Below are 24,762 nucleotides of genomic sequence, written 5' to 3'. Positions count from 1 at the left end.
CTTGGTCGAAAGGGACATCAAAAGGCGTACTTCATGGCGAACTGCAGGCGGCTCAGGTCACCCGAGCGGCCGTCCTCCAGTTCCTTGCGCGCGTAGATCAGCTCACCACCCAGCTGCAGGCCTGGATGCGGCAGCCAATTCAGGTTGGCGTGTACCGACTCGTAACGTTTCGCCAGCTGACCGGCGGTGGCGTACTCGCTGATGGACGGGTTGTCGGCGGCGGACGCGGAGAGGGCGAAGGTGCTGCGCCACTGCGCGCTCCAGCTGTGCTGATAGGCGAGCATAGCGCCCCACTGTGCGATGGTGTCGATGTCACCATTGCTGTCGATATAGCCGTCATCGAAGGTGTTCAGGCCCATGTAGCGGCCCAGTGCGGAACCCTGGTTCAGCATGAAGCGCAAGTCACCGCTATTCAGTTGCCATTTGCCGGCGATGCTGAGCCCATAGCCCCAGGTCTCGTCACTGGCCAGTTTTTCGCCGCTGCTCAACCGGCTTTCATAACCCAACTGCCTGCCCATGGCGGCAAGGGTCCAGTTGAGGTCACCCTGCGAGCTGTTGTAGCGCGCGATCATGTCTGGGAGTGTTTCAGCATTGTCCAGGCGCCGGTTGACGCCGGTCTCGCCGAGCTCATCGATGCGGGTCGCCGGGTTTTCCAGCGCGAATTGCAGTTTGCCCTCGGTCCAGCGAATTTGTGGCTGGCGGACAAAAATGGTGCTCACCGGGCCAACAAAATCCAGCAGGTCCGGGAGCGCGCCCACGTTGAAGAACGTTGACCAGCTCTGGCCCGCCAGCAGGGAGCGCCCGGATCCCATATCCCAATTGATATAGGCGTGGCGTAGACGCGGGTTCCAGGAATTTGATATCCGTTCGTCTCCACCCGGGCTGAGCATGAAGTCCAGCTCGATGCGCGTGTCAATGCTGCCCTGCTCCGTTGCTGTCTGCGTGGTGAAGAAGAATCTCGACGACTGGGCATGTAGTTTGGTGCTGGAGGCCGGATCACCATTGCCGGACTCGGGTTCCACCGGAATCAGCGAGGACACAAGAAAGTCGTCCACCAGGTCGTTGCTCGGTTTGCCCTCGCTGTAGCGTGAAGTGATCGCGTCCAGCTGTATGTAGCCGCCGTAGCCGAAACGGGTGCCTTTGCGTGTGGGCCGAGTCGCCTCGACGTCTGCGCGTGTTGCCGCGCCAACGGCCTGCTCGTCGGTGACCAGGGCTTTCAACTCCGCAATTTGTTGCTCCAGCTGCGCGATGCGCGCGGCGAGATCTTCCGCTGCCGCATTGAGTGGCAACAGGGCGAGTGATGTGGCAAGCACGGTGGCAAGCAGTTTGCGCATGGGCATGGTGTGGGTGTCCTTTAGCTATTATTCTCTGCGTGATGCATGTTGTACTCTTGGCTTCTGCTATAGCCCATTGGACTTTGGTCAAAGCCGCGAGGCATTCTCGACCAAGGTCTAATACTGAATAACAAAAACAGGAGGCCCTGTGTCTCGACGCAGTATTCTTATCGCCGACGACCACCCATTGTTTCGCTCCGCCCTGGAGACGGTGGTGGCAGGTGCATTTCCGCAACACCGGCTGGTGCTGGCGGGCAATGTCGCCGAGCTGCAACAGGCAGCGCAGAGTGACCAGGGCATTGAGCTCCTGCTGCTCGATTTGCATATGCCGGGCGCGCTCGGATTCTCCGCGCTCTGCTGGTTTACGGGGCAACTGCCCGCTGTGCCGGTGGTGATGGTGTCAGCGAATGCCCAGCCAGATACCGTGCGCCGGGCTCTTGATCACGGCGCTGCGGCGTTTCTATCCAAATCGGCGGGGCTGGAGGAAATGCAGCGCTGCATGGAAGCGGTGATGGCGGGTGCGCGCGGTTTGCACCCGGGCCTGTCGCTGGGGAACAGGGGCGCGCGGCTGCAGGCGCTTGATGTTGCCGAGACCTTGTCCAGCCTCACGCCGCAGCAGTTTCGGGTGGCCTCCATGCTTGTAGAGGGCCTTCTGAACAAGCAGATTGCCGGTCACCTTGAGGTCAAGGAGGCCACTGTCAAGGCACACATGACGGAGATATTCCGCAAGCTCGGGGTGCACTCCAGAACACAGGCCGTGCTGGCGCTTGCCAGCCTCGCGGTGGAGCCCGCGGAGGACGTTTGAGCGCGGCTCGCCTTCAGCGCTCCAGTAACGCCAGTATCAGCGCCAGCAGGCGTTGTGGGTTGACGGGCTTGGGAAGAAAGCGATGGCCGGCCTGCAACACGCTGTCGCGAACGGCGATGGCGTCATCCGCTGAAACAACGATGGCGGGGGGCAGGGGGTGCTGGGCAGTCAGGGTTGCCAAAGCCGCTATGCCGTTCTCCCCGTTGTCCAGGTGGTAGTCGACCAGCAGGATATCCGGACACTCGCCGGCGGCGAAGTGGGCTTGCAGTCCGGCTGCGTTGTTGCAGGTGAGTACCCGTGCACCACCACCGCGCAGTAGCTCCGCCATGCCTTCGAGCAACAGGGGCTCATTGTCCATGCACAGAATGGTCGCGCCCTGCAGGTCGCCCAGCGCCTGTTGCCGGTGCCGCATGGGTGCCTGCTGGCTCCCCAGGGGGACGATCAGCGAGAAGAGGGTGCCCCTGCCGGGCGTCGACGCGAGCCGCAAGGGGTGCTGCAACAGGTCTGCGTAGCGTTGCACGATCGCCAGGCCAAGGCCCAGCCCGTCGTTGTCGTCGCGACCGCGGTCCCCGAGACGCTCGAACTCGGCAAATGCCCTCACCTGGTCCGCCTCGGCAATACCGGGCCCGGTGTCCCAGACCTGTAGTTCGGCACTGTCGCCGCGGCGTCGCAAACCGAGCAGAATCTTCCCCTGTTGTGTGTACCGCACCGCGTTGGACAGCAGGTTCTGCAGGATCCGTTCGAGCAGGGTTGCATCTGAATGCAGCCAGCAACTGCTGGCAACCACCGTCAGCTGCAGGCCGCGTTCAGCGCCGCGAGGCGCAAATTCATCGGCCAGTGTTTGCAGCAGCGGCTGCACCGGGAAGTCACGCAGACGCGGTGTTTGCGCGCCGGAGTCGAGGCGCGCAATTTCGCGCAGTTCGGCAATCAGCTGTTCTGCCCGGTGCAGGGAGCGGTCTATTTGCTGCAGGGTGTCGCTTGTTTCGCTGTCCCCGTCAAGCCGGCTGGCAAGCCCCGCGGCAAAGAGCCGTGCTGCATTGATCGGCTGCAGCAGGTCGTGACTGGTGGCCGACATGAAGCGGGTCTTGCTCAGGTGAGCATCGCGCAGCCTCGATTCCACCTGCGCGCGTAGCCGGTTTTCCTGACGCAACAGCGCGTTGCTGCGACTGAGGGATTCCGATCCGGAGGCGAGCTTGAGTTCCAGTTCGGTTTTGGTGTCCTCCAGTTCAGCCAGCATCGCCCGGTAGTCAGTGATGTCAATATAGGTGCTGACAAACCCGCCATTGGGCATGGGGTTGCCGCGAATGTCGATAACCTTGCCATCCGGCAGGGTGCGTTCCAGTCGGTAGGTGCTGCCATCGCGCAGCCATTGCAGGCGTCGCGCTATCTGCTGTTCGATCGGGGTGTCGTCGTCGGCTTGCAGAATGCCGCGTTCGGCGTTGTAGCGATAGATTCGCTCAATAGGACAGCCGACATACAGCAAGCGCTCCGGGTAGTCGAACATGCGCTGATACGTCTGATTCCAGGCCACCAGGCGCAATTGGCTATCCACCACGGAAATGCCCTGAATCATGCTCTCAACGGTGGTTTGCAGCAGCTCCCGGTTGAAGGTGTTGAGGCGGTTGGCGCCGCTGACCATGCCGGCAAGGTCTGCGTAGCCCAGCTGCTGGCTGTTCTCCAGTTGCGACAGGGCTTTGTGTGCCGAGGTGCTGCCGATCACGCTGGCGATAACGGCTTCCGCCTCATTCACGGCAAACTGGGGGGTGCGATCCCCCGGCAATATCCGCTGCTGGTAGCGATCCTCGAATCCCTGCCAAAGACGGTGCAGCTTGTCGGCTTCCAGGAAGGGTATGAGCAGCCCTTGCAGCTGTCCGCCGCGAATCAGGCTGAGGCTGAAATCGCTGCCGCGCGGGTCCGGGTGATCAGAGGTGCTACCCAGAAACAGCTCCGCCTGGCGCGCATCAACAGCGGACTGCGGCAATAACAGAGACAGCCCTGTGACGCACAGGCTGTTGATGGTCAGGCTCCAGACGGTTGCGTACGCCAGCGGCGCATTGAAGGACAGGCCGAACAGCGCGTCTGGACGCAGGCTGGCAAGTTCCCAAGGGCCCGCGAGCAACAGGCTGTGTTCGGGTGGCAGCAATGCCGGCAGCACGCCACAGTAGAGCCATAGCAGCAGGCCGGCAATCAACCCGGTGGTAATGGCCACACCATGGGCGCGCCGCCAGTAGAGTCCCGCCAGCAGTGCCGGCGCCAGTTGTGCCGCTGCGAGAAATGACAGGAAGCCGATCTGTGCCAGCCAGGGCAGGCTCATGACCTCCCTGGCCACAATCCAGGCAATCAGCATGATGCCCAGAATAGTCAGCTGCCTGGTGCGGCGCAGCCGGTCGCCGAGGTGCAGTATGGCAGCGGGGGAATTGCGTTGCAGACGCACCAGCAGCGGCGCGATCACCTCGTTGGTGATCATGATAGCCAGGCTTACTGTGGCGACAATCACCATGCCCGTTGCCGCGGAGATGCCGCCAATAAACGCAGCGGTGCTGGCCCAGCCGGAACCCAGCGCCAGTGGTATCGACTGCACCCAGGTGTCGGGGCTGGCGTTGCCAGCGCCACCAAACAGGCGCGCACCGGCAAGGCTGATGGGCAGGACCAGCAGCATGAACAGGCCGAGATAGAGTGGCAGCAGCCAGCGCGCGATTCGTGTGTCTGTCCCGGCCTGGGCCTCGACCACGGTAACGTGAAACTGTCGCGGCAGGCATAGAATGGCGAGGCCACTGATGAGGGTTTGTGCAATGAAGTCGGCGCTCAGGCTGAATTCGCGTCGTGCCGCTGATGTGGGCAGCGACGGCTGCTCTGCACCTTGCAGCAGCTGCAGGCCGGCGAGCGCGGCAATTAGCGCAAAGGCAAGCAGTTTGACCACCGACTCCAGGGCAATGGCGGCCATGACCCCGCGATGCCGCTCGCGGCCGTCCAGGCGGCGCGTGCCGAATAACAGCGTGAACACCGCGAGCACGATGGCGGTGAAGAGTGCCGTGTCCGAGCCGGCCTGCGCTGCGCCTGCGGCGGGCCCGGCGATGACACTCCAGGCCTGCGCCAGCGCCTTGAACTGCAGTGCGACATAGGGCAACACGGTGGCTGCCGCGACCAGGGTAACCAGCACTGCCAGCGACTGCCGTTTGCCGTAGCGCGCACCGATGTAGTCGGCGATGGAGGTTACTCTGTGCCGCTCCCCCAGCCGAATGAGCCGGCGCACCAGACCCCAGCCAAACAGGAACACCAGTATGGGGCCGAGGTAGATGGGCGCATGGCTCCAGGCGGACTGGGCGTCGCTGCCCACGGCACCGTAGAAGGTCCATGAACTGCAGTACACGGTGAGTGACAACGCGTAGATGAGCCCGCTGCGGGCCGGGCGTGCGCCGGATACGGGCGGGGCGGCCGCATTGCGGTCTGCCTTCCAGGCCACGGCAAAGAGAACGCAGACATAGGCCAGGGCGAGCCCAAGCAGGGTTGCGGGGGTGGGCATGCGGTCGCCAGCGCCTGTTATTGGTGTTTGCGGCGACTATAACATTGCCGCGTTATCGATGGCAGGTGGCGCCTTCTGGCGCACGCCTGCCCGTTTTTGACGCTTGCCTCCGCCAAGCGGTGCTATCCTCGTCAGAAGTGATTACACTTCGGGCAATGGCCTCGATTCAATCAATAAAAGGAGAACATCCGGATGCACGGTTTGATGATGGACATGCCGCTGCTGATCACCTCGATCATCCAGCACGCGGAGCGGGTTAATGGGGATCAGGAGATTGTTTCAGTTACCCGCGACAACCCGCGACACCGCTATACCTATCGCGAAGCGTTCGAGCGCTCCCGTCAGCTCGCCAACGCCATCAGCCCCTGGGGCCTGCAGCGGGGAGACCGCATCGGCACACTGGCATGGAACGATTATCGCCACCTCGAGACGTACTACGCCTCGGCCTGCAGTGGCTACGTCTGTCATACGATCAATCCGCGGCTGTTCCCGGAGCAGCTGGTCTACATCATCAACCATGCAGAAGACCGCTACGTATTCCTCGATCCCGACTTCGTACCCTTGGCCGAAAAGCTGGCGCCCCAGTGCCCGGGTGTTGAAGGCTGGATTGTGCTCACCAGTGCGCAACACATGCCGGAGACGACCCTGCCCAATGCGATGTGCTACGAAACCCTCATCGAGGGTGTGAGCAGCGACTTTGAATGGCCGGAGCTGGACGAACGCGATGCCTGCGCCCTGTGCTACACCTCGGGTACGACAGGCAACCCGAAAGGGGTTCTCTATTCGCACCGCTCTACCATGCTGCACGCCTACGCCACCATGATGCCGGACGCCATGGGCCTGTCGGCGAGCGATGTGGTGTTGCCGATTGTGCCCATGTTTCACGTCAATGCCTGGGGCAACCCCTACTCCTGCCCGATGGCCGGTTCCAAGCTGGTGTTCCCCGGCAACAAGATGGGTGACGGAGAAACGCTGGCCAACCTCATCAATGAGGAGCAGGTGACCATGTCCGCGGGTGTGCCCACGGTCTGGCTGGCGCTGCTCGCACACCTCAAGGCCACCGAGAAGCAGGTGGAATCCCTCAAGCGGGTTGTCGTGGGTGGTGCCGCATGTCCCCTGGCGATTGCGGAGCAATTTGATGCCTACGGTGTCGTTGCGCGCGTGGGTTGGGGGATGACCGAAATGAGCCCGCTCGGCACGATCAATGCCAGTGATACCCAGCGTGAGCGCTTCAGTGAGGAAGATTTTTCCCGGCTGCGCCTGAAGGCCGGGCGCGCCATCTTTGGCGTGGAAATGAAAATAGTCGATGAAGAGGGCCAGGAGCTGCCTTGGGATGGAAAGGCCTTCGGGGCGTTGAAGGTACGCGGCCCCTGGATCTGCTCGGGCTACTTCAAGCGCGACGCCGACGGTGCCCACGAAGAGGCCGGCTGGTTCGAAACGGGCGATGTGGCGACCATCGATCCCGAGGGTTACATGGCGATCACCGACCGCACCAAGGACGTTATCAAGTCAGGTGGCGAGTGGATCTCCTCAATCGAGCTGGAGAATGTGGCGATGAGTCACCCCAAGGTGGCGGAGGCCGCGGTTATTGGTCATTACCACCCGAAGTGGAGTGAGCGGCCGTTGTTGATTGTGGTGCGCAAGGGAGACGGACAAGACTTGGCTGCTGATGACATGCTGGGCTGGTTTGAAGGCAAGGTGGCGACCTGGTGGAAGCCCGATGCGGTGGAGTTTGTCGACGAGTTGCCGCACGGGGCCACGGGCAAGATCCACAAGGTCTCACTGCGCGAGCAGTTCAAGGACTACAGCTTCCCCGATCAGTAGCAAGCCCTGGCACTCCGCGCCTTGTGGCGTGGAGTGCCGCTTCACTATGCGTAGTTTGCTGGGCAAATAATTACGAATTCCGGTTGTAAAACCGCGAAACGCTGACTAGTATTGTGGCCCCGGTTCACTGTTTGTGCCTTTTGCCATGCCCACTCCCGAGTCAGATCAGCGCACACTACCGCAGGTTGTCGCGGCTACCGCGAGGGCGCTGCCCGAGCGGGTGGCAATCAGTGACGGCCCCGTTTCCCTTACTTACGCCGAGCTCGATGCGGCGCGCCTGCGAGCCGCTGCGGCGTTTCTGGCAGCTGGGCTTGCGCATGGAGAACGGATCGCCATCTGGGCGCCAAACATGTGGCAGTGGATAGTCGCGGCCATGGGCGCGCAGACCATAGGTGGCGTGCTGGTGCCCCTGAATACCCGCTTGAAGGGCGCCGAAGCCGGTTTTATCCTCCGCCGCAGCGGTGCGCGCTGGCTGTTCACGGTAGGTGAGTTCCTTGGCATGTGCTATCCAGCCATGGTGGCGCACGAGGATTTGCCTGACCTGCAGGGGACGGTATTGTTTGATGGCGAGAGCGCTGGCACACAGGCATGGTCGGAATTCCTCGCCCGCGGCGACGCTGTGGATCCTGCGGCCGTCGAGGCGCGCGCCAGCCAGCTGACCCCGGATGACACCCTGGATATCCTGTTTACGTCGGGCACCACCGGGCAGCCCAAGGGCGTGGTCACCAGCCATGGGCAGAATATTCGCGCCTTCTCCACCTGGAGTGCGACAGTCGGCCTGAGCAGTGACGATAACTATCTGATTATAAACCCGTTTTTTCATTCCTTCGGGTACAAGGCGGGTTGGCTCGCAGCCACCATTTGCGGTGCCAGAATGCTGCCGGTCAAGCAGTTCGATCTCGATGCGGTCCTCAGCCAGATCCACCGTGACCGCGTCTCGGTCATCCCCGGTCCACCGACCATTTACCAGTCGCTGCTGAGCCACCCGCAGCGTGGGGAATACGATCTGTCCAGTCTGCGCCTGGCGGTAACCGGGGCGGCGCCCGTGCCGGTGTCGTTGATCGAGAAGATGCGCAGCGAGCTGGGTTTCCAGGTAGTGGTGACCGCCTATGGGCTGACCGAGTCCTGTGGCGTGATTTCCATCTGTCGTCCCGAAGACAGCGCAGAGCGCATTTCACACAGCTCCGGGCGTGCGATGGCGGGCGTGGAGATGAAATGTGTCGACGCCAATGGCGCCACTGTTGCGGCCGGTACTGAAGGCGAAATCTGGTGCCGCGGCTACAACGTCATGCAGTGCTACCTCGACAACCCCGAGGAGACCGCACGCACGATTACCGCGGATGGCTGGCTGAAAACCGGGGATGTTGGCGTGATGGATGAGGACGGCTACGTGCGCATCACCGACCGCATCAAGGATATGTTCATTGTGGGGGGCTTCAATTGCTACCCTGCGGAAATCGAGAACAGCCTGCACAGCATGCCCGGTGTGACCCGGGCAGCGGTAATAGGCGTTCCAGATGAGCGCATGGGCGAAGTTGCCTGCGCGTGGATTGTGCCGGCCGCCGGTGCGCAGCTGGACGAGGCGGCCGTTATCGCCTGGTCGCGCGAGCATATGGCGAATTACAAAGTGCCGCGTGTGGTGCGCCTGGTGCCGGAGCTGCCCATGAATGCCGGTGGCAAAGTACTGAAGAACGAGTTGCGCCAGCGTATGGCGGCGGAACGGGGCTAGCGCGGACGTGGCCGGGCAGGAACAACGGGTGGAGCGCGTCTCGCAGATAGAGCTGGACGAAACGGACCACGCCATCATCGCCCTGCTGCGCGCGGACGGCCGGTTGCCCTTTCGCTCCATCGCACGCGAGCTCGGCCTCACCGAGGCGACGGTGCGTTCGCGGGTGCGGCGGCTGGAGGAATCCAGAACCATGCGTGTGGTGGCAGTCACCGACATCGAGGCCGCCGGTTTTGGCATGTTGCTGGCGATTGGCGTGCAGGTGGAGAGCCGCTCACCGGAGGAGGTGGCACGCGAGCTGGCGGCTGTGCCCGAAGTGTTTTCGGTCAATGTGGTGGTGGGTGCCCAGGACATTGAAATACTGATGGTGGCGGAAGACCAGGTGGCGCTGCACCGCCTGTTGCATGAGCGCATTGCCGCCATGCCGGGTGTGCGTCGTCTTACCCCGGCGCTGGCGGTCAATGTGCTGAAAAACCAGCCCGACTGGGTGCCGTTCGACCGGGGTGCCAGCGCATGACGCGCCGCCGTCTGGACGACATCGACCGGCAGATAGTGGCACGGCTGTCGGAGGATGCGCGTATCAGCAACCGGCAGATTGCGACTGACCTCGGGGTGACCGAAGGCACCGTGCGGGCGCGGGTCAAGCGTATGGAGGAGGAGCGCCAGATTCGCATTACGGCGGTCACCAATATCGATCGCTTTCGCAACGGTGCACTGGCCTACATCTGGATTGAGGTGGAGCGCAGTCATCAGGTGCAGGCAGTAGCGCGGGCACTTTCTGCCATTGGCGAGCTCGGGTTTGTCGGCGAGATGCTCGGCCGCTCCGATTTGTTGGCCATCACCATGGTGCGCAGTAACGAACATCTCGCCGAGTTCGTGCACCAGCGCATCAGCAGCATACCGGGTGTACGGCGTACGGAAAGCACGCTCGGTGTCAATTTTGTCAAACACGATTACCGCATGGCGCGGATCGTCAGCTGAAGGAATACAACATGGATAAACGGCTCAGTGCCCGCGATGCGGTGGCACAAATCGAAGACGGAATGACCGTGGGGATTGGTGGCTGGGGCCCGCGGCGCAAGCCAATGGCACTGGTGCGCGAAATCCTCCGCTCGGATGTGAAAGACCTCACGGTGGTCGCTTATGGCGGTGCTGATGTGGGCATGCTCTGTGCCGCGGGCAAGGTCAAGAAACTGGTGTTTGCGTTTGTTTCACTGGATTTCATTCCGTTGGAACCTTACTTCCGCCAGGCGCGGCAGAGCGGTGCCATCGAGGTTATGGAAGTCGATGAAGGGATGATGTTGCTGGGCCTGCGAGCCGCTGCCTGGGGGCTGCCTTTCATCCCCACCGCGGTCGGCCTGGGTACCGATGTCATCAACCAGAATCCGGATATCAAACTGATCGACAGCCCCTACGACGACAAGGAGTGGGTGGCCATGCCGGCACTGAACCTCGATGTGTCCCTGATTCACGTGGACCGCGCGGATTTTCGTGGTGTGTGCCAGATCGCGGGTCCTGACCACTACCTTGACGACTGGTTTGCGCGCGCGGCGAAAAACACCATCGTATCCTGTGATGAACTGGTTGATACGTCGTTTTTTGCCGATCCGGCGCGGGCGCGGGAGGTGTTCTGGGAGCGCGCTGCGACCAGTGCCATCGTGGAAATTCCTGGCGGCGCCCACCCGACGTCCTGCAACCCGCTGTACGGCTTTGATGTAGCGCATTTCAAGGCCTACAACGCCTCGGCCAAAGACGGTGGCATTGCGGGTTACCTGGAGAAATACCTGGGGGCCGACGAGGCCGAATACCAGCGCAATGTGGGTGGGCTCGACGCCATCCGCGCCATTGCGTTGCCCACCTACTGATACGCCCAGGGAGATTACTGCATGTCAACTGTAGCAACCGACTACACCCTCGCCGAGCTGTGCATTGTTGCCGCCGCCGAGGCCTTTCGTCACGACGGTGAAGTACTGGCAACCGGCATTGGGGTCATACCGCGACTGGCCGCCAGCCTCGCCATGAAAACCTTCAACCCGGACCTGATGATGACGGATTCGGAGGCCTTCCTGCTCAGCGAGCCCAACCCCATTGGCAAGCGCCCCGCTGATTTTCAGCAGGCCAACGAAACCTGGATGGGCTTTTCGCGTATCTTCGACAATGTGTGGAGCGGCAAGCGTCACGCGATGCTGGGCCCCACCCAGATCGACCGCTTTGGCCAGACCAACACCTCGGCGCTGGGGGGCACCTACCAGCAGCCCAAAGTGATGATGCTCGGCGCACGCGGTTTCCCCGGCAACTCGATTTGCCACGCCAACAGCTTCTTCGTGCCCGGCCACAACACCCGGATCTTCATGGACGGCGAGTGTGATTTTGTCTCCTCCATCGGTTATAACCCCGCCCGGTTGCCGCGCGGTCGTTCGCTGGACGATGTCGATATCCGCCGTGTCGTGACCAACCTGTGTGTGATGGATTTTGGTGGCCCGGAGCATCAGATTCGCCTGCTCTCCCTGCACCCGGGGGTTACGCTGGAGGAAGTGCAGGACAACACCGGTTACCCGATTGCGGTGCCGGCGGATGTGCCGACCACGCCAGCGCCGACTGACGAACAACTGGCGATCATTGCCGGCCTTGACCCGCACAACCAGCGCGCCGCGCAAATTGCCGACAACCCGCCCGGTATCCGGGCCTGAGGCTCACTATGCTGACAACACGACTGACAGAACTGCTCGGCTGCCGCTACCCCATCGTGCAAACCGCGATGGGCTGGGTGGCGGATCCGCGGCTGGTCGCCGGCAGCTGCAACGCCGGCGGCTTCGGTTTTCTCGCCGGCGCAACCATCCCGCCCGAGGAGATGGAGCGCGACATCCTGCAGGTTAAAGCGCTGACTGATCGCCCCTTCGGCGTCAACTTTCACATGTACCAGCCCAATGCGGCAGACATCATCGACATGGTAATCCGCCACGGTGTGCGTGCGGTGAGCTATTCTCGCTCACCGGGCCCGGAGATGATTCGCAAGCTGAAGGATGCTGGCGTGATCTGCATGCCGACGGTGGGTTTGCCCAAACATGCCGTGAAAGCGGTGGAGCTGGGGGCTGACGCAGTCACGGTGCAGGGTGGCGAGGGTGGAGGCCACACCGGTGCGGTGCCGACCACGCTGCTGATACCGCAGGTGGTGGATGCAGTGGGCACCCAGGTGCCGGTAGTCGCGGCAGGGGGGTTCAAGGACGGTCGCGGGCTGGTTGCCGCGCTTGCCTGGGGCGCCGACGGGGTCGCCATGGGCACGCGTTTCCTGCTGACCCGGGAGTCGCCGGTGCCGGACGCTACCAAACAGCGCTACCTGGATTGCAAGAATCCGGCGGACATCATTGTTTCGCGCGCCATGGACGGTATGCCGCAGCGCATGATCATGAACGAACTGCTGACGGAGCTGGAGCGTGCTTCCAAGCTGCGCAAGCTGATCATTGCCATGCGCAACGGCCTGGCCTTTCGCAAGTACACCGGCGCCAGTGTGGTCGGCCTGCTCAAGTCCGCCATTGCCATGAGCCGCAGTGACGACATGACCGCCGCGCAGGCGATCATGTCTGCTAATGCCCCGATGATCATCCAGAAGGCCATGGTCGATGGGCAGCCGGCGCGCGGGGTGTTGCCCAGCGGCCAGGTGGCCGGGGTGATCGACACCCTGCTCACCTGCGAGGAGCTGATCCAGTCCATCGTTGAGGAAGCCGAAAGCCGCTTGCAGGCCCTCGCCGCGCGTGCCGCCGTCAACCCGTAATTCACTGCACCGACAGGTAGAACAACCATGAGTAAACCCTTTCGCACCACCATCGAGGACGGCATCGCCGAGATGATCCTCGACAAGCCGCCCGTAAACGCTTTCGACAGCGCCGGCTGGTTTGCCATCGCCGATGAAATCGACGCGCTGGGCCGCGACGACGCCGTGCGGGTCATTTTGATCGCCGCCGAGGGCCGTGGCTTCTGCGCCGGCGTAGACATCAAGGAACTCGCCGCCGAATCAACGCGGATTGTCGATGTGAACAAGGGCAACTACGAAACCTTCCGTGCCATCCACCGCAACCCCAAGCCGGTCATCATCGCCCTGCACGGCTTTGTGCTCGGGGGCGGTATCGGCATGGCGGGCGCCGCCGACATTCTGGTCGCATCTGACTGCGCGCGCTTTGGTGTGCCCGAAATCGACCGCGGCGCCATGGGCGGCGGTGCGCATCTGCAGCGCATGTTCCCGGTGCAGAAAGTGCGCTACATGTACTTCACCGGTGAATTCATCGATGCGCAGGAAGCCTACCGGCTGGGCGCCATCGAGAAGGTTGTCAGCCGCGAGGAGTTGTTGCCCACGGCGCGCGCGATTGCCGCCAGTATCGCCAGCAAATCCCCGGCCATGGTCAAGCTGGCCAAGGAGGCCCTCACCGGTATCGAAGACGGCAACCTCGAAGACAAATACCGCTGGGAACAGGGATTCACGCTGGAGGCCTACACCGTGGGCGACTCCCAGGAGTCCCGTGATGCCTTTATCGAAAAACGCGACGCCAAATTCTGAACGCAGGACTAACACATGCAACTGGCATTTACTGAACAGCAACAGGCCTTTCGCGCCGAGATTCGCTCCTGGCTGCAAGCCAATGTGCCCGCGCAAACGCTGCAGACCTTCGACACCGAGGAAGGCTTTCAGCAGCACCGCGAGTGGGAAGCCACCCTGAACCAGGGTCGCTGGGGGATGGTCACCTGGCCGGAAGCACTGGGCGGGCGTGGTTGTGACCTCATTGAGTGGCTGATATTCGAGGAAGAGTACTACCGCGCCAAGGCGCCGCTGCGGGTGAACCAGAACGGTATTTTTCTGCTCGGTCCCACCTTGATGGAGTACGGCACCGAAGAGCAGAAAGCCCGCTTTCTGCCGGCCATGGCGGAAGGGCGTGACGTCTGGGCACAGGGCTGGTCTGAACCCGGCGCCGGTTCCGACATGGCGGCCATTCGCTCCACGGCACAGCTTCAGGGCGACAAGTACATTATCAACGGCCAGAAAACCTGGTCGACGCGCGCCGTGTGGGCTGACTGGTTGTTCGGCATGTTCCGTACCGACCCGGACTCGGAACGCCATCGCGGGCTGACCTTCATCCTGGTGCCCCTGAATACCCCGGGTATTACCGTGCGCCCCATTCCGCAACTGGATGGTCTGCCGGGCTTTGCCGAAATCTTCTTCGACAATGTGGAGGTGGATGTCAGCAATCGCCTGGGTGACGACGGTGCCGGCTGGGCGGTGGCCATGGCCACCGCCGGCTTCGAACGCGGGCTGATGCTGCGCTCACCGGCGCGCTTCCAGGAAACCGCGCGTCGCCTGGTGGAGCTGTACCGCGCCAATGAAGCGAGCGCCAGTCACGACCCACAGATCCGCGACGCGGTCATGCGCGCCTACCTGGATGCCGAGAGTTATTGCCTGAGCACCTACCAAACCGCCTGTCGCCTGAGTCAGGGCGGCAAGATCGGCGCGGAGTCCTCCACCAACAAGATTTTCTGGTCAGAGCTGGATCAGAACATGCACGCTACCGCCATGAGCATTCTCGGCGCGCGCGCCGAACTGCTGCCGCATGCGCCGGCTGCGGAGGGTGTTGGCACCTGGCTGGACGGTTGGCTGTTCTCGCAGTCAGGGCCCATCTACGCCGGGACCAACGAGATTCAACGCAACATTATTGCCGAGCGTATGCTCGGGATGCCGAGGTAATCATGGATTTCACTTTCAGCGAAGACCAATTGCTGTTTCAGGATTCCGTCCGCGGCTTTCTGGTCAACGAAATCTCCCCCGAGCGGCTGCGCGCCGGTTGGGAAACAGACACGGGCCGCGACCCTGCACTCTGGCAGCAGTTCGCCGAACTCGGCCTCACCGGGATCACGGTGCCCGAAGAGCACGGTGGCCTCGGCATGGACGCCGTGGACTTTGTATTGCTGGCCCAGGAATGCGGCTATGTGGCGCTTGCCGAACCCCTGGTCAATCACGCGCTGGTCGCCGTGCCCCTGTTGCAGGACATCGGCGGTGAACTGGCGGCGCGCTGGTTGCCCCTGGCTGCAACGGGTGAGGCGCGCATCATTGCTGCGGTCGAACAGAACCTGATGGTGGAAGACGCGCATGTCGCCGACCTCCTGTTGCTCGAGCGCGAGGGACAGTGGTTTGCGCTGGAGCAGGGGCAGTTCAGTTGCGAGCGCAGCGAGAGTATCGACCCCGGCCGCCGCCTGTATACGGTGACGGTGCCAGCGGGAGCCGCGCCGATCGCCGATGGCGAGCGGGCCAGCGCGCTGCGCTCGGCCAGCCTGAATCGCGGTGCGCTGGGATGTGCGGCCCAGGCACTGGGCCTGGCGCAGCGCATGATAGATCTGTCGGTACAGTACACCGCCGAGCGCAAACAATTCGGCAAGGCTATCGGTTCATTCCAGGCCGTGAAGCACCACATGGCCAATGTGGCCGTGCGGCTGGAATACGCCAAGGCGCCGGTCCACCGCGCGGCGTATGCCGTGGCCGAAGACGCCGCAGGTGCTGCCCTGGCGGTGGCGCAGGCCAAGCTGATGGCGTGCGAAGCGGCCAATCTGGCGGCCAAGAACAGTATTCAGGTACATGGCGCCATGGGCTACACCTGGGAGGTGGACCTGCACATCTTCATGAAGAAGGCGTGGGCCCTGGCCAACACCTGGGGCGATGCCGGCTGGCACAAGCAGCAAGTGGCGGCGGTGATATTTGCGGACGGCGCGGCGCTGGGCGCCGGCGCCACCTTCCAATAAATACAGACGAGGACACAGATCATGGCGGATGCCTATATTGTTGATGCAGTGCGCAGCCCCACGGGCCGCCGCAAGGGAGGGCTCGCCGGCGTGCACGGCGCAGACCTGGGTGCCCACGTATTGAAGACCCTTGTGGAGCGCAACGGCATTCCGGATGCCGACTACGATGACGTGATGTTCGGTTGCGTGGACACCATCGGCCCGCTGGCGGGCGACATTGCCCGCACTTGCTGGTTGGCGGCGGGGCTGGATGAGGCCGTGCCCGGCACCACCATAGACCGTCAGTGCGGCTCGTCACAGCAGGCGGTGCATTTTGCTGCCCAGGCGATCATGGCCGGGGTCAACGATGTGGTGATTGCCGGCGGCGTGCAGACCATGACGCAGATCCCCATTTCCTCGGCCATGCTGGCCGCCGAGCCTCTGGGTTTCTCCGACCCCTTTTCCGGTAGCGAAGGCTGGGTGGCGCGCTATGGCACGGTGCCGGTGTCGCAGTTCAATTCTGCGCAGATGATCGCAGACAAATGGGGGTTCAGCCGCAGCGACATGGAGGCCTTTGCGCTGCAGTCCCATACGCGAGCGCTACAGGCGATCAGTGAAGGGCGCTTCGCCCGGGAGATCGCGCCCCTCGCCGGTGTGGAGATGGACGAGACACCGCGCCAGACCACCATGGAGAAAATGGCGGAACTGCAGCCATTGCAGGAGGGCGGCACCATCACGGCGGCTGTGTCCAGCCAGACCTGTGATGCCTCGTCAGCCATGTTGATTGTCTCGGAGGCGGCTCTCAAGCGCTACAACCTCACACCGCGGGCACGCATCGCGCACATGAGCGTGCGCGCGGCGGACCCCATCTGGATGTTGACGGCACCCATTCCTGCGACCGAGTACGCACTGAAGCGCGCCGGTATGCGGCTGGCGGATATCGACCTGGTGGAAATCAACGAAGCTTTCGCCTCGGTGGCGATGGCCTGGCTGAAAGATACCGACTACGACCCGGCCAAGACCAATGTCAACGGCGGCGCGATTGCCCTGGGACACCCACTGGGTGCTACCGGCACGAAATTGATGACCACCCTGCTGCACGAACTGGAGCGCAGCGGTGGTCGCTACGGCCTGCAAACCATGTGCGAAGGCGGTGGTCAGGCGAACGTCACCATTATCGAGAGGTTGTGATATGAGCGGAATATGTGAAGGGCGCGTGGTAATCATCACCGGTGCAGGTGGCGGCCTGGGGGCAGCGCACGCACGGGTGCTTGCCAGTGAGGGCGCCAGAGTCATTGTCAACGATATCAACGAAGTGGCGGCGCAGGCGGTGGTGGACGACATCCGTAAGGCCGGCGGTGAAGCCGTGGTGAACACCTCGGACATCACCCATTACGACGACAGCCTGAACGCGGTCAAGCAGGCCATAGATGCCTTCGGCGACCTGCACGCGGTCATCAATAATGCCGGCGTTAACCGTGACCGCATGTTCGCCTCCATGACGGAAGCGGAGTGGGACACCATCATGGCGGTGCACCTCAAAGGGCATTTCTGTATCAGCTCCCACGCGGTGCACTACTGGCGCGGCCAGTCCAAGGAAGGTGTGGCGGTGGATGCACGCATCATCAACACGACCTCCGGTGCAGGACTGCAGGGCTCCATTGGCCAATCGAACTACGCCGCCGCCAAGGCCGGCATCGCAGCCCTTACCTTGAACCAGGCGGCCGAGCTGGCACGCTACGGCGTGACGGCCAATGCCGTGGCGCCCGCCGCGCGTACTGGCATGACCACCGCCGTGGAAGAAATGGCGCAGCGCATGGCCAAGCCCGAGGACGGCAGTTTTGACTACTGGGCACCGGAGAACGTCTCCTCGCTGTTTGCTTACCTGGTCTCCGCCGAGTCAGCAGCGGTCACAGGTCGTGTATTCGAGGCTGAGGGAGGGCGGATATCCATCGCCGATGGCTGGCGTACCACCGAGCCGGTGGACAAGGGCGATCGCTGGCAGCCGGCGGAAGTGGCCGGTGCAGTGCAGCAGTTGCTGGCGCGCGAAGTGCCGGCGCAAAAAGTCTACGGCACCTGAGGCAGGGCGCATGGAATTTCGTTTTACCGAAGAACAGCAAATGATCCGCGACACCGCCGAGGCATTTTTGGCCGAGGTGTCCACCGCGGCCGCCGTGCGCGAGGCGATGGCAACGGAGCGTGGCTACAGCGATGCGCTCTGGCAGCAGATCAGCGAAGAGTTGATGTGGCCCGCGCTGCATATCCCCGAGGCGTTTGGTGGCCTGGGCCTGGGCTTTGTCGAGCTGGCGGCCATGCAGGAGCAAATGGGTCGTACCCTGCTCTGCGCACCGTTCCTCTCGACAGTCGGCTTTGCCGTCAACGCGTTGCTGGTGGCGGGCAACGAGGCGCAGCAAACGGCGTATCTGGGTGATATTGCCGCCGGTAAAACCGCCACGCTGGCCTTCATGGCGCCTGGCAGCCGGCCTGATGCGGCGGCCATTCAGGCAACCTGTCGCAGCGAAGGCGACGGTTTCGTGCTCGACGGGGAGTATCGCTACGTACTCGATGGCCATACCGCGGACATTCTGGTGCTAGCCGCCCGCGCACCGGGCAGTGTGGGGACCGAGGGCGTCAGCCTGTTCGTTTTGCCCGCAAGCACCGCGGGCATCAGCCGGGAGTGGTTGCCCACCATGGACCAGACCCGCAAGCAGGCTCGCATCGTGTTGGAGAACGTGCAGGTTGAGCGCAGCGCCTGCATGGGCGAGGCCGGGCAGGCCTGGCCGGCCCTGGCAAAAACGCTGGACCTCGCCGCCATCGCGCTGGCGGCCGAGCAGGTCGGGGTGGCGCAGCAGGCGCTGGACAGCTCCGTGGCCTACACCACCGAGCGCGTGCAGTTCGGCCGCACCATTGCGTCCTATCAGGCGATCAAGCACAAGGCCGCCGACATGATGCTCAAGGTGGAGGCGGCGCGCTCGGCAGCTTATTACGCGGCCTGCATCGCCGATGAGGCGCTGGCGGGCGGCCCGCTGGGCAGCGGGCTCGCGGAAGCGGCGAGCATCGCCAAAGCCTACTGTTCCGAAGCGGCGTTTTTCAATACGGGCTGCGGCATTCAATTGCACGGTGGCGTGGGTATTACCTCGGAATACGACATACAACTGTATTTCAAACGCGCCAAATCGGCTGAAACCCTGCTGGGCGATACGGCCTGGCACCGGGAGCGGCTTGCGCAACAGCTGCTGGATGGAGGTGAGGCATGAAACTGAGTTTCAGTCCGGAAGACGAACTGTTCCGCGAAGAAGTCGCCAACTGGCTGGCAGACAACCTCTGTGGCGAATTCGAGCCCATCCGCTTTCGCGGTGGCCCGGGGGATGAGCATTCCTTCGTCGAGGAGCGCAAAGCCTGGGAGCAGAAACTGGCCGAAGGCGGCTGGACCTGCATTGGCTGGCCCAAGCAATACGGCGGCCGCGCGGCGAGTGTTGAACAGCAGGTTATTTTCAACGAAGAATACGCACGCGCCGGCGGCCCCGGCCGCATGGGGCACATCGGCGAAACCCTGATGGGCCCCACGCTGATCGCTTTCGGCAATGCGGCACAGCGCGAGCACTACCTCCCGGGTATTCGTGCAGGCCGCGAATTCTGGTGCCAGGGTTACTCCGAGCCCTCGGCAGGCTCCGACCTCGCCAACGTCAAAACCCGTGCCCGTTTCGATGAAGGCACTGGGCAGTGGCAGATCAGCGGGCAGAAAGTGTGGACGTCGCTGGCGCACGAATCTCAGTACGTGTTCGTGATTGCCCGCACTGACCCCGACTCCAGTGCGCACAAAGGGCTGGGCTTCTTCCTCGTCGCTATGGACCAGCCTGGTGTAACTGTGCGCCCGATCGAGCAGCTTACCGGCACCAGTGAGTTCAACGAAGTGTTCTTCGATGATGCGGTGTGCGATGCCGATGACATCGTCGGTGCGCCAGGCGAGGGTTGGAAAGTCGCCATGGGGCTGTTGGGCTTCGAGCGCGGCGTCTCTACCCTGGGCCAACAGATGCTGTTCCAGAACGAGTTGGACGAGATCGTGCGTGTTGCCAAAGCCAACGGCGCTGCATGTGACCCGGCATTGCGCCAGCGGATTGCCGAGGCTCACATCGGGCTGCGCATCATGCGCTTCAACAGCATGCGCATGCTCTCCGGCGGCGGTGACGACGGCAGCCTGCAGAAAGAGGCCATGATCTACAAACTGTACTGGTCCAGCTGGCACCGCAACCTGGGCAAGCTGGCCATGGATGTGCTGGGCGCAGAAAGCGAGATTGTTCCCGAGGCGCCCTACGGTCTGAGCCGGCTGCAGTCCATGTACCTGTTCACGCGCGCCGACACCATTTACGGCGGCACCAACCAGATCCAGCGCAACATCATCGCCGAGCGCGCACTCGGCATGCCCCGCGAACCCCGCGGCTAGCGCGCGGGCTACAGGAGAAACACAGCATGGCATTGAAAGAACCACCACCCTACGTCGCCGGGCACAACCTGCTGGCGGGCAAGTCCGTTCTGATTACCGCCGCGGCCGGTGCCGGCATCGGTTTCGCGGCCGCCACCCGGGCGGCCGAGGAGGGCGCCCGGGCCGTTATGATCAGCGACATCCACGAGGGTCGGCTGGCCAAGGCGGTCGAGCAGCTGAAAGCGGACACCGGCCTTGAGGCGGTGTACGGCAAATTGGCCAATGTGACCGATGAGAGCGATGTGCAGGCCCTGGTGGATTACGCGGAGGCGACCATGGACGGCGTAGACGTGTTGATCAATAACGCCGGACTGGGGGGTACGCGCCTGCTTGTCGATATGCCCGACGACGAATGGAACCGCGTGCTGGATATTACCCTCACCGGCACCATGCGCATGACTCGAGCCATGCTGCGCAAGATGCAGCCGCGCGGCGCAGGCGTCATCGTCAACAACGCCTCCGTGCTGGGCTGGCGCGCGCAGAAGGAACAGTGCCACTATGCGGCGGCCAAGGCGGGTGTGATGGCGCTGACGCGCTGTGCCGCGCTCGAGGCGGCGGATCACGGTGTGCGCATCAATGCTGTGTCGCCTTCCATTGCCTTTCACGAGTTCCTGAAGAAGACCACGCCGATGGAGTTACTGGAAGAACTGGCGGCGAAGGAGGCTTTTGGGCGTGCCGCCGAGGTGTGGGAGGTGGCGAATGTGATGATGTTCCTGGCCTCGGATTATTCGGGGTATATGACCGGGGAGATTGTTTCCTGCTCCAGTCAGCGGGCTTGATGGGGGCGGGTGTGGGTGTGGCGTGCTGCCTGTTTATGGCGGGGCGTGCCGGAGGCTGTGAGCGGGCGCGCCGGCCGGGACTCGCCGTGAATACGTCCCTGTAGGCTCGAAGCAAACATCCATGTTTGCTACGGTCCCGCCCGGCGCGCCCGCCCGCAGCCTCCTACCGATTTTGCCAGTTCGTTAGTGTGGTATTGCTTTGAGTTTATTCGTGCGTGCTCACCCTGAACACTTCCGTGAGCGAGGAGTGGATGCGGGGTTGCCCCTGACAAAACTCTCGCTCGCATGGATGCGAGCGCGAAGCCCTCATGGATGGGTTCACGGCGTGTTTTGTCAGGGGCAACCCCGTAGCCGCTCCGGATTGAGGCACCCCCCCCCACGAACGGGTTCACGAAGCGTTTTGTCACCGCAGCCACTCCGGATTGAGGCACACCCCCCCAGTAGCAGTACAATCCCCAAACCCAAAACAACAACCCAGCACTAACAACCGAATCAAAGGAGTTAACCATGAGAGACGCAGTTATCGTCAGCACCGCCAGAACCCCGATCGGCAAAGCCTTCCGCGGCGCTTTCAATGACACCGAAGCCCCCGCACTGGGCGGCCACGTCGTACGCGCGGCGGTTGCGCGCGCCGGCATTGATCCCGCTTTGGTGGATGACTGCCTCATGGGTGCGGCGGCACAGCAGGGCACACAGGCCTACAACCTGGGCCGGCTCTGCGGTGTTGCCGGCGGTCTGCCGGATACGACAGCGGGCATGACCATGGACCGGCAGTGTTCCTCCGGGTTGATGACCATAGCCACAGCCGCCAAGGCCATCATGTGCAACGAGTACGATGTTGCCGTGGCGGGTGGGCTGGAGTCCATCTCGCTGGTGCAGAACAAGCACAAGAACAGCTACCGCAACGTGTCGAAAACCGTGCTGGAGGTTTCGCCCCAGGCGTATATCCAGATGATCGAGACTGCTGAGATCGTCTCTGAGCGCTATGGCGTTTCTCGCGAGGCGCAGGACGAGTACTCGTTCCAAAGCCAGATGCGTACCGCAGCGGCGCAGGAGGCCGGCTTGTTCGATGCGGAAATCGTGCCGATGGCCTCCACCAAGGCGGTCTTCAATAAAGAAACCAAGGAGACCACCTACGAGGCGGTCACTTTGGAGAAAGATGAAGGTAACCGCCCCTCCACGACGCTGGAAAGCCTTCAGGGGCTGGAGCCGGTTTTCAAGGATGGCCAATTTGTGAAAGAAGGCCGCTTCATCACGGCGGGCAATGCCTCGCAACTGTCGGATGGCGCCTCAGCCTGTGTGTTGATGGACGGTGCGCTGGCGGCGAAGCAGGGGCTGCAGCCACTGGGTATCTATCGCGGCCTGGCGGTGGCCGGCTGCGGCCCGGACGAAATGGGCATCGGCCCGGTGTTCGCCATTCCCAAGCTGCTGCAGCGTCACGGCCTGAAGATGGATGATATTGGCCTCTGGGAATTGAACGAGGCTTTCGCCTGTCAGGTGCTGTATTGCCGCGACAAGCTCGGCATCGATAACGACCGGCTCAATGTCAACGGTGGCGCCATTTCCATTGGTCACCCCTTTGGCATGAGCGGTGCCCGCATGGTCGGCCATGCCCTGATCGAAGGGAAACGTCGCGGTGTGAAATACGTGGTGATCACCATGTGTATCGGCGGTGGCATGGGCGCAGCCGGGCTGTTTGAGGTCGCCTGATCGGCGCCGGGCCTGTGCTACAATCCAGCGCTCGATGGAAGCAGACGGCGGTCTCAGCCGTCTGTTACTCATGAAGGCAAGTGGCGGTGGAGCATGATCAGGATTGGTGAGCTGCTGGTCCAGCAGGGCAAGATATCGGAGCGCGATGTCGAGCGTACCCTGTTGGCCCAGAGCGAAATGGGCGATCGCTTCGGCCAGGTGCTGGTTAAGCTGGGGCTGGTCTCTGAGCAGGATGTGGCGCTGGCGCTGAGCGAACAGCTCGAAATTCCGCTGCACCCAGCCTCGGAATACCCGCAGGAGCCGGTGACGGTTGACGGCGTGGCCCAGGAATTCCTGGTCAATAACCTGGTGGTGCCGGTCGCGGCTGATGACAACGGCGTGTGTTTTGCGGCGGCAATACCCCAGGATCCGTTCCTCGCCAAGGCCCTGTCCATGGCGCTGGATCGTCCGGTCACCATTGTGCTCGGCCTGGAAAGCGACATCGCGCGGGCCCAGCAGCTGCGTTTGCAGGAGAGCGAGGAAGGTGACGACGACGGCACGCTTGGTGATCAATTCGCCGGCCAGTCGGATGATGACTTCATTGAGCACCTGCGCGACCTCGCCAGCGAGGCGCCGGTTATTCGCCTGGTCAACCAGCTCATTCACCGCGCCGTGGACATGGGTGCCTCTGACATCCATATCGAACCCTTTGAGGATGGCCTGCAGTTGCGCTATCGGGTTGACGGCGTGCTACAGGAGCATTCGGATACGCCGACAGCCGGCCTCGGTCAGGCCATCGCCTCGCGCATCAAGTTGTTGGCCCAGATGAACATTGCCGAGCGGCGGCTGCCCCAGGACGGTCGCATCATGATCCGTGTAAAGGGGCATGAGCTCGACCTGCGCGTTTCCACCATTCCCACGGTGCATGGCGAGAGCATCGTCATGCGGGTGCTGGACCGCGGCAACATCCGCTTGAGCCTCAGTGATATGGGCTTCAGCGACGATACCCTGACGCGTTACCGCAAGTTACTCGATAGTCCTCACGGCGTATTGCTGGTAACCGGCCCCACCGGCTCCGGCAAGACGACAACCCTCTACGCCTCACTGGCTTCCCTGGACTCCGAGCGCCTGAAGATCATCACGGTGGAAGATCCGGTGGAATATCAGCTCCAAGGCGTGAACCAGATTCAGGTGCAGGCACAAATCGAGTTGAACTTTGCCCGCGCCCTGCGCGCCATCCTGCGACAGGACCCCGACATCATCATGATCGGTGAGATGCGCGATACGGAAACCGCGCAGATCGGTGTGCAGTCGGCACTCACCGGGCACCTGGTGCTTTCCACGCTGCACACCAACACGGCAGCTGGCGCCATTACCCGCCTGGAGGATATGGGGGTGGAGCGCTACCTCATTACCTCGGCGGTCAACGGGGTGTTGGCGCAGCGCCTGGTGCGTACGCTGTGCAAGCACTGCAAGTCCCCGGTGGAGTTGACCAGTGATGCGGTGCAGCGTTACGGGCTCGCGCCCTTCATTCGCACGGCGCAGCCTACGGTGTATCAGGCCAGGGGCTGCGAGCACTGCCTGCAGACAGGCTATGCCGGGCGCACGGCGATTCACGAACTGTTCTGCCTTGATGAGGCCATTCACCGCGTGATCATGAGTGGTGCCGATGCCACGTTACTGCATGCCGCCGCACGTCAGCAGGGCATGATTACGCTCTACGAAGACGGGCTGCGCAAAGTGGTGCGCGGCGAAACGTCCCTGGAGGAGGTCATGCGCGTGACCCAGGACCAGAGCGAATCCGGGGCATCCGAGGCCGGTGCGGACGCCGCTTGAGCGG

General features: G+C 62.8%; 20 protein-coding genes. 18 read left to right on the top strand and 2 right to left on the bottom strand.

The window, feature by feature from the left end; all coding sequences use genetic code 11:
• Positions 1-17: 17 nt before the first annotated feature.
• Entirely contained in the window at positions 18-1,340 is a 1,323-nt protein-coding gene (locus EGJ68_RS15250) for a DcaP family trimeric outer membrane transporter (RefSeq protein WP_199228069.1), read from the bottom strand.
• 142 nt (positions 1,341-1,482) lie between these two features.
• Here EGJ68_RS15250 and EGJ68_RS15245 point away from each other — a divergent pair, with 142 nt between their 5' ends.
• Positions 1,483-2,139 carry a response regulator transcription factor gene (locus tag EGJ68_RS15245; RefSeq protein WP_123035429.1) on the top strand — a complete coding sequence of 219 codons (657 nt, stop codon included), beginning with the start codon at positions 1,483-1,485 and terminating at the stop codon, positions 2,137-2,139.
• Between the two features lie 13 nt (positions 2,140-2,152).
• On the opposite strand, the gene EGJ68_RS15240 is transcribed toward EGJ68_RS15245, so the two are convergent.
• Entirely contained in the window at positions 2,153-5,662 is a 3,510-nt protein-coding gene (locus EGJ68_RS15240; protein WP_123035428.1) for a hybrid sensor histidine kinase/response regulator, read from the bottom strand.
• Between the two features lie 192 nt (positions 5,663-5,854).
• Here EGJ68_RS15240 and EGJ68_RS15235 point away from each other — a divergent pair, with 192 nt between their 5' ends.
• From EGJ68_RS15235 to EGJ68_RS15155, 17 genes are all read left to right on the top strand, one after another.
• Positions 5,855-7,486: a 3-(methylthio)propionyl-CoA ligase gene (locus EGJ68_RS15235; RefSeq protein WP_123035427.1), complete on the top strand. Its 1,632-nt coding sequence runs from the start codon at positions 5,855-5,857 to the stop codon at positions 7,484-7,486.
• A gap of 133 nt (positions 7,487-7,619) precedes the next feature.
• Positions 7,620-9,215 (top strand): FadD3 family acyl-CoA ligase, encoded by a 1,596-nt coding sequence (locus EGJ68_RS15230; RefSeq protein ID WP_233248854.1) that lies wholly within the window; start codon positions 7,620-7,622, stop codon positions 9,213-9,215.
• A 28-nt stretch (positions 9,216-9,243) separates the two neighbouring features.
• Positions 9,244-9,729 (top strand): Lrp/AsnC family transcriptional regulator, encoded by a 486-nt coding sequence (locus EGJ68_RS15225; protein ID WP_123035426.1) that lies wholly within the window; start codon positions 9,244-9,246, stop codon positions 9,727-9,729.
• The gene (locus tag EGJ68_RS15220; protein ID WP_123035425.1) at positions 9,726-10,193 is read left to right on the top strand and encodes an Lrp/AsnC family transcriptional regulator; all 468 of its coding nucleotides are present in this window, start codon (positions 9,726-9,728) and stop codon (positions 10,191-10,193) included. The genes EGJ68_RS15225 and EGJ68_RS15220 overlap by 4 nt, the downstream gene beginning before the upstream one ends.
• Before the next feature lie 11 nt (positions 10,194-10,204).
• Positions 10,205-11,077: a CoA transferase subunit A gene (locus tag EGJ68_RS15215; protein WP_123035424.1), complete on the top strand. Its 873-nt coding sequence runs from the start codon at positions 10,205-10,207 to the stop codon at positions 11,075-11,077.
• Between the two features lie 21 nt (positions 11,078-11,098).
• Positions 11,099-11,902 carry a CoA-transferase subunit beta gene (locus EGJ68_RS15210; protein ID WP_123035423.1) on the top strand — a complete coding sequence of 268 codons (804 nt, stop codon included), beginning with the start codon at positions 11,099-11,101 and terminating at the stop codon, positions 11,900-11,902.
• A gap of 8 nt (positions 11,903-11,910) precedes the next feature.
• Positions 11,911-12,984: an NAD(P)H-dependent flavin oxidoreductase gene (locus tag EGJ68_RS15205; RefSeq protein ID WP_123035422.1), complete on the top strand. Its 1,074-nt coding sequence runs from the start codon at positions 11,911-11,913 to the stop codon at positions 12,982-12,984.
• A 27-nt stretch (positions 12,985-13,011) separates the two neighbouring features.
• Positions 13,012-13,764, top strand: coding sequence for an enoyl-CoA hydratase family protein (locus EGJ68_RS15200; RefSeq protein ID WP_123035421.1), 753 nt, complete (start codon positions 13,012-13,014; stop codon positions 13,762-13,764).
• Between the two features lie 15 nt (positions 13,765-13,779).
• Positions 13,780-14,943, top strand: a complete 1,164-nt coding sequence (locus EGJ68_RS15195; protein WP_123035420.1) for an acyl-CoA dehydrogenase family protein — start codon at positions 13,780-13,782, stop codon at positions 14,941-14,943.
• Positions 14,944-14,945: 2 nt separating this feature from the next.
• A complete protein-coding gene (locus EGJ68_RS15190; protein ID WP_123035419.1) occupies positions 14,946-15,992 on the top strand; it encodes an acyl-CoA dehydrogenase family protein in 1,047 nt (348 codons plus the stop codon).
• Positions 15,993-16,013: 21 nt separating this feature from the next.
• Entirely contained in the window at positions 16,014-17,162 is a 1,149-nt protein-coding gene (locus EGJ68_RS15185) for an acetyl-CoA C-acetyltransferase (RefSeq protein WP_123035418.1), read from the top strand.
• Between the two features lies 1 nt (position 17,163).
• The gene (locus tag EGJ68_RS15180) at positions 17,164-18,051 is read left to right on the top strand and encodes an SDR family oxidoreductase (RefSeq protein ID WP_123035417.1); all 888 of its coding nucleotides are present in this window, start codon (positions 17,164-17,166) and stop codon (positions 18,049-18,051) included.
• A 10-nt stretch (positions 18,052-18,061) separates the two neighbouring features.
• Positions 18,062-19,228 carry an acyl-CoA dehydrogenase family protein gene (locus EGJ68_RS15175; RefSeq protein ID WP_123035416.1) on the top strand — a complete coding sequence of 389 codons (1,167 nt, stop codon included), beginning with the start codon at positions 18,062-18,064 and terminating at the stop codon, positions 19,226-19,228.
• Positions 19,225-20,415 carry an acyl-CoA dehydrogenase family protein gene (locus tag EGJ68_RS15170; RefSeq protein ID WP_123035415.1) on the top strand — a complete coding sequence of 397 codons (1,191 nt, stop codon included), beginning with the start codon at positions 19,225-19,227 and terminating at the stop codon, positions 20,413-20,415. The genes EGJ68_RS15175 and EGJ68_RS15170 overlap by 4 nt, the downstream gene beginning before the upstream one ends.
• Before the next feature lie 26 nt (positions 20,416-20,441).
• Entirely contained in the window at positions 20,442-21,233 is a 792-nt protein-coding gene (locus EGJ68_RS15165; RefSeq protein WP_123035414.1) for an SDR family oxidoreductase, read from the top strand.
• A gap of 507 nt (positions 21,234-21,740) precedes the next feature.
• Positions 21,741-22,943 carry an acetyl-CoA C-acyltransferase gene (locus EGJ68_RS15160; RefSeq protein ID WP_123035413.1) on the top strand — a complete coding sequence of 401 codons (1,203 nt, stop codon included), beginning with the start codon at positions 21,741-21,743 and terminating at the stop codon, positions 22,941-22,943.
• A 93-nt stretch (positions 22,944-23,036) separates the two neighbouring features.
• Entirely contained in the window at positions 23,037-24,758 is a 1,722-nt protein-coding gene (locus EGJ68_RS15155; RefSeq protein ID WP_123035412.1) for a GspE/PulE family protein, read from the top strand.
• Positions 24,759-24,762 lie beyond the last annotated feature (4 nt).

The sequence above is a fragment of the Haliea alexandrii genome, from assembly GCF_003719295.1.
Taxonomy (GTDB): Bacteria; Pseudomonadota; Gammaproteobacteria; order Pseudomonadales; family Halieaceae; genus Haliea; species Haliea alexandrii.
Note: the sequence above shows the minus strand (reverse complement) of the source record. Positions and strands in the feature narration are given on the sequence as shown.